1 protein-coding gene is annotated in these 8,081 nt (G+C 65.7%); it reads right to left on the minus strand.

The annotated features are described in order from the left end of the window. Window positions 1-69: 69 nt before the first annotated feature. Window positions 70-8,081, minus strand: an 8,012-nt coding sequence (locus tag VNH11_32995; GenBank protein ID HVA51206.1) for a hypothetical protein, incomplete at its 5' end; no start/stop codon positions are given.

Below are 8,081 nucleotides of genomic sequence, written 5' to 3' on the forward strand. Positions count from 1 at the left end.
CAAACCCAAATTTGGCGCCATCCCGGTTCACTTTAAGGGCTTTGACCGGAAATGACCTCAGACCCGAAATCAGCACCGAAGATGCGCAACTGCGGGGAGAGGCTTGCGACGGGAAAGCACGCAGTCGCTTCCGGCTCGATGACCGCTCCAGTTCTTGTTCCTCAGTCCTTTGGTAGGCTTCTTCCAGCGCCCGTGGGCACCTGAGGTTGAGCCGGGCGGGGTTCCGATCAGCACGTTCGCCTCGCGACGGAGGATTTCGGGTATCAGCCAGTCGTGTGAAATCGTCTCCACGGCGACGGGCAATGGGCCGCGATGCGCGTCGCTGCCCAGCGTGGCGAGCTCGGTTGGGATCAAGGCGCTGGCCTGGGCCAGCGTTTGCCGCGCCTGTTCTGCCTGGCCTAGTTGCTGTTCCGCCATGGAGCGGACTACCAAAGCCAGCACGCGAGCCTGCGCGTTCTGCTCGTCGACTTGCTCCGCCCAAGTAATGGCCTGTTGGAAGTTGCCCGCACGATAAGAAACCAGCGCGCAACAGGCCCGGAAAAACGCCCCATTGCCGCCCGGCGGCGAGTCCGCCGCCACCTGCCGCAGGCGTTCGACGGGCACCTCTGCCAGGTCGACCATGCCCGGCCGCAGCAAGCAAGCCTTGCAGACCCGGTCGGCCACGACGGCGTCGTCGTTGCCGCGGAATTGCCGCGTCATGTCGCGGCAGAACTCCCGGTAGCCGGCCTCGTCGCCCGACAATACGAGATACGGCGCCGCCCGCAGCCACGCGAACGTATCGTCCGGACGGAGCGTGATGGCCGAGCGCTGCGCCTCGGCCCCGGCTTGCCACTGGCCCGCGGCGGCAAACACTGGGGCGAGCTCCGCGTGCGCCGTCCGCAATTGGGCAACAGCGACCGCACCGCGCTCGCTCGCCAGCAGGGCCGCGAGAAACAAATCTTGGCGTGCGAACGCATTTGCATCAGGACTGACCGAGAGCCGGAAGCGGCCCAGATTGTGCCCGGTGAACCCGGACCTGGAGAAGTACATTTCGATTTTCAACTCGTCGTCCGCGGCGCGATCGATCCGCGTCGCCATGAGGGCGGTGTTGTTTTGGCCCGCTTTGGGGTGATTGCTCCAACCACCTATGGCATCGAAGTTGCCGTCGGTGACGCCGCGGACCCGCTGATTCTCGTTGTAGCCGACGATGATATCCGTCAGTTTCACTGCCGCGCCAGCGGAAAAAACGCGCATCTTATTCAAATGAAAGTTGCCGTTGTCTGGGAACCGTCCGGGGCCGTGGCGCGGCAATGAAGCATCGGCGAGGGCCTCCAGGCGGATGGCGGCGATGTGCTCGAGGTCGGTCTTCGCGGTGATGGTATACACATCGCGGTCCGGGTTGATGCCGCCGGCCAGAACGGAACCGTCCGGCTCGATCGTCAGCGTCGCCCCTCCTTCCGATTTCATCTCGAGCGGTTTCAGGACCGTCCAGGTGCCTTTGCTGGCCTCGTCGACCAGCACGCGAGCCAGCGAACGCGCGGCGGACGCGGTTGGCGCCAGCTCCAGCGATCTTTCAAGGTCGGCCCGGGCCTGGCTGGTTTGCCCCCGATCGAATAGAATCTTTCCGCGGGCGGCATAGACGCCAGCGTCCTGGACACCGGCCTCGACGGCCTGGTTGAGAAGTTTCAGGGCCTCGTCGGTACGATTCAGTGCGGCCAGTACGCGGCCGCGAACGGCGTCCGCGTCGGGCGAATCGACCCGCAGCGAAGCGAGCCTTTCCAAGTCGTTCAGTGCCTCGTCGTAAAGTCCGGCGTCGGCCAGCAGGTGGGCCCGTTCGACGAGCAGCTTGGCGTCGGCCGGCTCGTACTTCAGCGAGGCGTCCGGCACCGGGAAAGCAATCAGGGAGTCCTCTGAGAACGTGGCTACGCCGCGGGCGCCATTCAGGCGGCATTCGACTTTGAGTTGCTTAACGGTGTACGGCTTCGGCTCGCCAAAGACCGCGTTGTAGCTCGGCAAGCGAAGGCTGAGGAAGGCCGCCGATGGGGAGGAAACCAACTGCGCGTTGGCGAGCTGCTTCCGCAGCGCTTCGGTCACGTCTTGCCTCGTGCCCGCGACTCCATATTCGGCCCGGACGATTTCGATCTTCACCTTGTTGAGAGAGGCGTCAAGTTCCGCGATGCGCGGTCCGATCAGCTTCCGGGCAGCCTCACGCCATACGGCGGTTGTCACCGCCCACGACTGCCATACCTGCTGGACAGGAATGGGGCTGCCGGGATCCTGGGCACGCCGCTCCTCAAGCCAGCGCGTGACCTGCCCGAGAACTTTGCGAGCTTCTTCGACCTTCCCTTGATCGTAGAGCAGCATGGCGGCCAGGGCCTGCAACTGCCGATCGTCCGCCGACTTCGTCACCAGCGCCTCGGCCTCGTTCAGGTCGCCGAGGCGGTAATGGACGGCGGCGGTCATCGCCTCTGACCAGCGGGCCTCGACTCTTTTGGCGGCATCGAGCAGCCGCTGGCGGTTCGCGCCGGTGATCATTCCGGGCTGGGCAGCGAGAATTCGGACCAGCCATTCGGCCACCGCGGGCCCAGAGGCGGCGGGAGCTTGCCGCCAGAGGCGGTCGGCGGCGCTTCTGGCCGCCAGGGGGTTGCCGCCCAGCAATTGCGCGGCGGCGGCGTCGCGGATGCGCCAGAAATCATTCGGCGAGAGGAACATTTCGTCGAGCAACGTCTCGGCGCCTTGGTCGAAATGGCCCAGGCGGATCTGGATCTCGGCGCGGGCACGCTGGGCCTCGCGCCGCCGGCCGTCGTCCGGATCCAACTCGATCAGGCGCGTGTAATCGGCTTCGGCCGCCGGCCACTGGCCGAGCTTCACTTGCGCGGCGGCCCGCGTGTTCAGCAGCTCAATATCGTCGGGGACGTTCTCCAGCGCGCCGGAGAGCCGGTCGACGGCCGCCTGGAATTCGTTCTGTTCGATGTGCTTCGAGGCGAGGTATTTCGCCTGCCCGAGACGCAGCGGCTTGTCGTCTCCTCGCTCGCGCTTCGGGTTAGTGTCGGCAAAGCGCTCGAGCAGTTGAGGGAAAACGTCGTCAAAGGCCGCGGCCTCGCGGGCTGCCGCCGCTTTGGCCGTGTCGTCGGCCGCCATTTCGATGGCCCGCGCCATCGCGGCCAATGCCTTGTCAAGTTCGCCGAGAGCGCGGTAACACGCGCCCAGTCGGACCCAGGGATCGGTGACCTTTAACGCCGCGAGGCGAGGCTCTTCCAGGTCGAAAGCGGACGGATCGCCCGACAGCGACAGCCGGAAGCGGCCCAATCCGTGTTGCCGTGCCGAGAAATAGAGTTCGACCTTCAAATCGTCATCCGGAGCACGTTCGAGGCGCGTGGCAATGACGGCGGTGTTCGTCTGGCCGGCCATGCGAGCATTCCCCCAAGTTCCCGAATTGATCCGCTCGATCATTCTTCCAGCCTCATGGAACTCGTCATAGCGGACGACGATGTTCGTCAAAGCGACCGGAGCGCCGCCGGAAAAAACACGCAGCCCGTGAAGATGGAAATTACCATTTCCGGGGCAGCGCCCTGGGCCGTTGTTGGGCAAGGAAGCGTCGGGGAGCGCCTCCAACCGCATGGCGGTAATACGGTCGAGATCGGTCTTGGCGACGAGAGTGTAAACGTCCCGGTCGGGATTGACGCCGCCGGCCAGGATGGAACCATCCGGCTGGAGCGTGAGCGTCGCCCCTCCCTGGGACTTCATGTCGGTCGGCCGCAGGATGGTCCACTCGACCGGGTTGACGTCCAGCAACAGGTCCGCGAGATCTTTGGCGAGGCGCGAATTTGCCGGTTGCGCCTGTAACTGCCGCTCATAGAAAGCCCGGGCTTTGTCGGCCGCGGCCCGCGCTTTGGCAAGATCGCCGCGCACGTGGAAATGCCGGGCCAGGGCATCCGCGAAGGCCGCGCGAACACCAACCCGAAGCGCAAGCGAGGCAAGTTCATCGCCGCTCCTCGCTTGCGCTTCGGGTTTGTGTGGATCGGTGTATAAGCCGGGTGAGTCGGCCATCTTGTCAAGCGCGCCTTCGTAGGCAGACGCCTCGTTAAGAACCTTCGCCCGGCCCTCGCGGTCGCCGGCCAGATCGAACGCCTGGACGAAGGCGGCGGCGGCCTCGTCCAGGCGGCCTTGCCGAGCGTGGGCGGCCGCCAGCGAAAGCGCCAGATCGGCCAGGCCGCTGGCTTTGAACTCCCGCTGAAACCGGGCCGACTCCAGGACGTTGGCATCGTCCGTCACCGACAAGCGGAAGCGGCCGAGCGTGCGGTTCGCAAGCTCGTAGTGAAAATCCAAACGAACGGCCGCGGTGGACCCCGGCTGCCGCGTCCACGGTTCGCGGAGAGCGAACAGCGCGGTCGGAGTCCTCATGGGAGCACCCCCATTCGCCCATCCGGAAAGGTGTGTTTGAGAGTGAGGCAGGATGGCGTAGGAGACGCCGAACCCCGGCTGCGAGAAGTCGGCCAGCGCCGCGGCCCACGGCAGGCTGTTTCGGCCGTCGAGAAGCGAGATGCGACTCAAGACGAACGTGCCGTCCGGCGCGCGGCCGGGTCCGCCGTGGGGCAGGCTTGCGTCCGAGAGTGTCTCCAGGCGAAACGCCGTGACCGTTGCCGGGAGGTCGCCCAGGATCAGAGTGTAGGAATCGTGGTCGGGATCCGTTCCGCTGGCCAGCACGGAGCCGTCCTGTTGGAGTGTCAAGTCCGCGCCCCCTTCCGATTTCATCTCGATGGGCCGCGGCACGGTCCATTGTGGTTCGGGGTGCTCGGCGACGAGTCGCGTAAAAACATCGCCGGCCTGGGCCACGATCGCGAGCGATTCCTCCTCGCGCCCCTCGGCCAGCGCTTGCTTGCCGCTCTCGGCGAGGTTTTCGGCCAGGGCGATTTGCAGGCGCAAATCGTGGGGCCGCTTGCGGGCAAGGGCCGCCAACACCGCCTGATCGTCCTGAAACTGTGCGATGAATTGTTTCGCCGCGTCGCCCCGATTGTCCGCATTGCGCCCGGAGTAGTCCTTCCTCGCGTCGTCTTCCTCGATCCGATCAAGCGATCGCGCAAAGGCCGCGGCGGCTTCGTCCACATGCCCCTGCTGGGCGTGGGCCTTGCCGATGGCCAGATCCAGCTCGGCCAGATCGCGCGGTCTGAACCCCATGCGCAAGCGCTGCTGGCCGAGAGGGTCGGCGTCGTCCGTGACCGACAGGCGGAAGCGGCCCAGACCATGTTTCGCCACGTCCGCCGTGGAGAAATACATCTCGATCTTCAGGTCATTGTCCGCGGCGCGCCGCAGCCGCGCCGCGATCACGGCGGTGTTCGCCTGGCCCGCTTTAGGGTAATTGCTCCAGCCCCGCGCGAAATCGACGCTGCCATCGATGACGCTGCGAACCTGCCCCGACTCGTCATAGTCGACGACGATGTCGGTGAGCGCGGCGGACCTCCCGCCGGAGGAAAGCCGCAATTCGTTCAGATGAAAATTGCCGTTGTCGGGAAACCTGCCTGGACCGCTATAAGGCAAGGAAACATCCGGCAGCGCCTCCAGCCGAAGGGCGGTGATCCGCTCCAGATCGGTTTTGGCAAAAAGCGTATAGACGTCGCGGTCGGGATTCGCGCCGTCGGCCAGAATGGAACCGTCGTCGAGGCCCGTCAGCGTCGCGCCGCCCGCCGATTGCATCTCGCGCGGTTGGAGCACGAGCCAGCGAGGACCGGGATGCGACGCCAGAAACTCGTCGAACTCTCGCCGGGCCTGCCCCAATCGGGCGAGCGCCTCCGCCGGATGGCCGCGGTCCAACTCTTCGCCCCCTTGCCGCGCATGGGCGCGGGCCAGGGCCAGTTGCAAAGGCGCATCGTCGGGCCGCGACGCGAGCGCCGAGGCCAACAACTTCGGGAAGCCCTGTAACGACTCAACCAGCGATGCCCTGGCCACGTTCGAGTCGGCGCCGTCCAGAGACCTGCCAAGCCAGAGCGCGGCTGTGGCCTCGTCTCCCGCGATGGCAAAAGCGGCGGCCAGTCGCCCGGCGGGGCGGGCAATTGCGCGTGCTTCGGCGATCGTATCCGACCGCTCGACAGCATCGACCTGGTCGGCCGTCGAGACGCGGAAGCGGACGCCGGGCACGACGCCCGTGGCCGCACCCAAACGCAGAGACCACTTTGGCTTGCCGGCATTCTCCGCCGGCCGCTCGACTGTAGGGAACGTCCTCTGTGGCGTTCCGGGAGTTGCAAGTTGACGTCGCTTCGTTGCTCGCGGAACGCCACGGAGTGCGTTCCCTACAGACGTTTCCGCCGCGGCGGCAGACGTTTCAGCGGGGCGCGGCTCTTCGGCCAGAAACGGCACGAGCAAGCTCTGGCAGAGAATCTCCTTCGACGGATTCGGCGCCTTGTCGATCACTTGCTCGAACACGATGTGGCGAGAGTCATCCAGGATCCGGACCCTGAAATGATTCATGCGGCGAGGATTTTGGACTCGGTTCCAAACCCCGACGCGGTCGATCGCTTGCTGGCCGCCCAGATCGACTTCCCACCACGGGTTGCTGCCGTCTTTCGCGGCGTCGGTGTCGGCGGAGGAATTGGCGGCAGCGCTGGAATCGGTGTTGCCATCCACCGCGCGCCCGGCAACGGCGTCGCCGGAGGTGCTGGATTGCCGCGCTTTTTTTCCGGCGGCGATGTTCCGCTCGCCCTGAAACACCTGTAACTCGGCCAGATTGAGCATTTTCCGCTCGCCGTCGTACAGCCCTCGCGGAAACTGCTTGTTGCCGCCGGGCAGGTCGATGCGCACATAACGCCCGAGTGGCGCGCCGGATTCCGAGAGCGGCGCGCCCAAAGCCTGCATCCGGTATTCATCCGCCGCCGTTTCAACACGAACGGCTTTGGCGGAATCTGGAATCGCCAGCGGCATGGTCCACGTTACGTCGCTGGCTTCTAGCTGGCTCGGAGGGAGCACCGGCTGGTCGTCGGTCACCCAGAGGCGAAGCCGCTTCCAAGGAGAAAGCCCGCCGGCAGTGTCGAGACGCAATTGCCACTGACCAGTGCCCTCGGCCGCGCCGCCTTCGATTCTCACCAATCGCGCGCGGCGCGTGATTTCCAGCCAGGGATCCGGCGCCCGGTCGATCACCTGCTCGAAAACGACGTTCCGCGAAGCGTCCAGGATCCGGACGCGGAAATGGTTCAATCGTGTGCCGAGGTCGCCGTCGCCATCAGTTCGGTTCCAGACAACGATCCGGTCGAAGCCATGTTTCATGCCAAGGTCGAGTTCCCAGCAGGGATGGAGATCCTTGCCTTCCTCCGTGTGCGTGACTGAACCCGCCGACCAATCGCCACTCGTATTGCCGTCGACGGCGCGTTCGGGGGCGCCGCCGTATCCCGTTGTCGACTGGCTGGCACGCCCAGACCGCGCAAGGTTCTTCTCTCCGTCAAAAACCTGCACCTCGGCCAGGGAAAGGATCTTGAAGTCGCCGGTCTCTCTCTTCCTGGGGAATTGTTTGCTGTCGCCGGGCAAGTCGATCCGCACATACTGTCCGAAAAAGCCTTCGGCGGGCAGACGCGTCGAGACGATCTGGTACTCCTTGAAGGGGACGCCGTTCGCATCGGGCGACGTCTCGATGCGGACCGCGCCTAGGGAATGACCGGCGTCGGGCAGCGTGACGGTGTCGGTTCCCGGTTCGACCGCGATCGAATCGTCGTCGCCGAGGCGCAGGGCCGCGCCGCTTGCGGTTTTCAGTTCCGCGGGTCGAAGCGCGGTCCAGTGCAGATCCGGATCGCTCTTGTCGAGCAGCAGCGCCGCCAGCGCGGCTGTGGCTGGATCGTCGCCGGGATCGGCGTCGAGCGTCGCTTCGAGAAGTTTTTGAGCGCGACCGCGCACGCTGGTGGCGAGCTGCCGGCGCTCGGCCCCCGCCCGGTCCCCGTCACGGAGTGCAGGGGCTACTTTGAGCAGGCGCTCGGCGAAGTCGGTCAGCAGTTTTGCCGCCTCGGGATCCTGACTGGCGGCGCGCTGCCAGTCCGCGGCGGCGGCATTCCAATCACTCAGTTGCTCATAGGCACGGGCGCGGCGCGAGAGCAGCTCCGCGTCTAGACCGTGGGGCGGCC

The organism is Pirellulales bacterium (assembly GCA_035533075.1).
Classification (GTDB): domain Bacteria; phylum Planctomycetota; class Planctomycetia; order Pirellulales; family JAICIG01; genus DASSFG01.